General features: G+C 59.5%; 2 protein-coding genes and 2 pseudogenes. 3 read left to right on the forward strand and 1 reads right to left on the reverse strand.

The features are described from left to right. The 3 genes and pseudogenes from LCF60_RS24355 to LCF60_RS24365 form a co-directional block, all read left to right on the forward strand. Positions 1-185, forward strand: a pseudogene (locus LCF60_RS24355) (IS3 family transposase); the annotation flags it as partial. A gap of 77 nt (positions 186-262) precedes the next feature. Continuing rightward, a complete protein-coding gene (locus LCF60_RS24360; RefSeq protein WP_292295109.1) occupies positions 263-1,291 on the forward strand; it encodes an IS110 family transposase in 1,029 nt (342 codons plus the stop codon). Between the two features lie 251 nt (positions 1,292-1,542). Continuing rightward, positions 1,543-2,093 (forward strand): annotated as a pseudogene (locus LCF60_RS24365) (DDE-type integrase/transposase/recombinase); the annotation flags it as partial. Positions 2,094-2,313: 220 nt separating this feature from the next. Here LCF60_RS24365 and LCF60_RS24370 read toward each other — a convergent pair. After that, positions 2,314-2,587 (reverse strand): hypothetical protein (locus LCF60_RS24370; protein WP_292295110.1); only part of this gene is annotated, 274 nt, incomplete at its 5' end.

Consider the following 2,587-nt stretch of genomic DNA (forward strand, 5'->3'; position numbering starts at 1 on the left):
CAAATGCGGCGGGAAGGGTTTGACGTTGCGCGCTGCACTGTTGCACGGCTGATGAACGATACTGGGATCGAAGGTGTCGTGCGTGGCAAGAGGCCAACAGACAACGATTCCAGACAAGGCGCTGCCGTGCCTATTGGACAAGGTGAACCGCCAGTTCCGGGGACCGGGCACCAAACGTGCTCTGGGCGATGGACATCACTCGGAGTAATTGATTCCCGCGCTCTCCGACGGCTCCATGGGCCGATCGAAAAGGAGAGTGGATATGAAGCAGAGATATTATGTTGGTCTGGACGTTTCGAGGGATGTGACGGCCATTTGCGTTCGATGCGCGAATGGCGTCGTGGAGCGCAGATGCGAGACGGTCACGGAGCCTGAAGCGATCTGCGCGGCGCTTGTCGATCTGCGCGACGGGCTGGAGCGCGTGGTTCTGGAGACCGGACGGATGGCGAACTGGCTGCATGGTGAGCTGACCCGTCGCGGCCTTCCAGCGATCTGTGTGGACGCTCGCCAAGCGCATGCTGTTCTCAGCCAGATGCACAACAAGACGGATGCCAACGACGCGGCGATGCTCTCGGATCTGGCGCGGACGGGCTTCTACCGGAAGGTCGAGGTCAAAAGCCGGGATGGCCAAGAGCGCCGCGCGCTGCTGGCCGCCCGCGATGCCGCAATCGGGGCGCGGCGCAACGCAGAGAACACGATCCGGGGCCTTCTCGCCAGCTTTGGGCTCCGCGTGCCGGGTCGACCCCGAACCTATGAAGCTCGCATCCGTGCCGTGCTCGAAGGTCAGGATGCGCTTGCGCCCATCATCTTGCCGCTTCTGGCGATCCGTACCGAGGCGCTGCGCCAAGCGGCGGCGCTGACCAAGGAACTGGTTCGGCAAGTGAAGTCCTCAGACGCCTGCCGAAGGCTGATGACGGTCCCTGGAGTAGGCACGGTCACGGCGGCGACGTTCGTTGCGACGATCGACGCGCCAGGTCGGTTCACCAAGTCGCGCTCGGTAGGCGCCTACGCCGGCCTGACCTCCCGCCGACATCAATCCGGGGCTGTCGACTACGGCGGTCGCATCTCGAAGCGCGGGGACCGGCTCTTGCGGACGATGCTGTATGAGGCGGCAAATTCTCTTCTGTGCCGTGTAAAGCCGGGGCGGGGCCAAGCGCTCAAGGACTGGGCCATGGCCGTCAAACGTAGAACCAGCCACAAGAAGGCCGTCGTCGCACTCGCGCGCAAACTCGCCGTAATGATGCACGCGATCTGGGTCAGCGGTGGTGTATTCGAGGAGCGGGAGGCATGATCATGATCGCGATCCGATAAGGCAGGGCTCACAACCCCGCCCGCGAAGTTGCCACGTCGGCAGACAGTGGCAGGCGGTGGGATGATCCCGTGCGATCTACATGCGGCCCAATGGGACCGCGCATTTCACCTTCGGGACACCCAAAGCCTTGAACGCCGAGATGAAGCGCCCGATCAGGCGACTTCGGAAAGAACCTTGCAGGCTGTCGACGAAAATCGCAAACTACCCGAGCGCGGGAGATCAATTAAAGAACCTACATCCCGATGCGGCGGGGGTTTCTCTACCTGGCGGCCGTCATGGACTGGTACAGTCGCAAGGTCCTGAGCTGGAGGCTGTCGAACACCATGGATGCCGGGTTCTGCCCCTCTCGGCAGATTTGCCTGGCAAATCGCCTGCCGGGCAATGGTGCGAGGCATTGAAAGACGCCTTGGCCCGATACGGACCGCCGGAGATATTCAACTCCGATCAAGGGTCGCAATTCACCAGCACCGATTTCACCGAAGTCCTGCTCGACGCCAAGGTCAAGATTTCCATGGATGGGCGTGGCCGTTGGCCCCCCTCTCATCGTTTGCAAGCAAACGACTGCCGGGCAACGGACAACCGAATGATCGAACGGCTCTGGCGGTCACTGAAATACGAATGCGTCTACCTGAACGCCTTCGAGACCGGCTCAGAAACGAGGGGCGGGATCGGCGACTGGATCAGCTATTACAATGAAAAACGCCCGCACTCATCGCATGGTCTGCTGACCCCGGCAGAGGCCTATGATACTCAAGACACGAACCTGAAAGCCGCCGCCTGACATGAAACCAATGCTATAGCTTATTGCGGCAGAAAGCTGGTCGAAAAACCAAGACCACCTCTAGAAAGGTTCCAGACGTGCCATCTGCAGGTCCGTCAGCCAGAATAGATCACTCATGTCACCGCTCCGTTTTCGAAGCGGTGAATCATGCGGTGCGATGGAAATCAATGCATCCTGACCCTAGGCGGCGTCCAAAACCATCCCGATGAATAATGCGGGATCAAATCTGGTGTAAGTCAAATGTGATGCCATCCAAGCCTAGAAAAGTTTGCTCCACATTGGGCATGGTTTCAATATCGCCTGACGTCGTGATCTTTATGTGACAAAGAACGGGCATTGCATCAATAAGTTTGACCGCAGCGAAAATCTTGTCGGTTCCAGGACTGAACTCGGCAGGTAGCGTTGCAATCACAGTCCCTGATACCGTTGTGCCATTCTTGCAAACTCCGCCGAGCGTGACCAACCCATCAGCTGATCTTGATGCCGTGGGTGGC

Origin of the sequence: Marivita sp., from assembly GCF_020055635.1 — a bacterium.
In the GTDB taxonomy this organism is placed as follows: Bacteria; Pseudomonadota; Alphaproteobacteria; order Rhodobacterales; family Rhodobacteraceae; genus Marivita.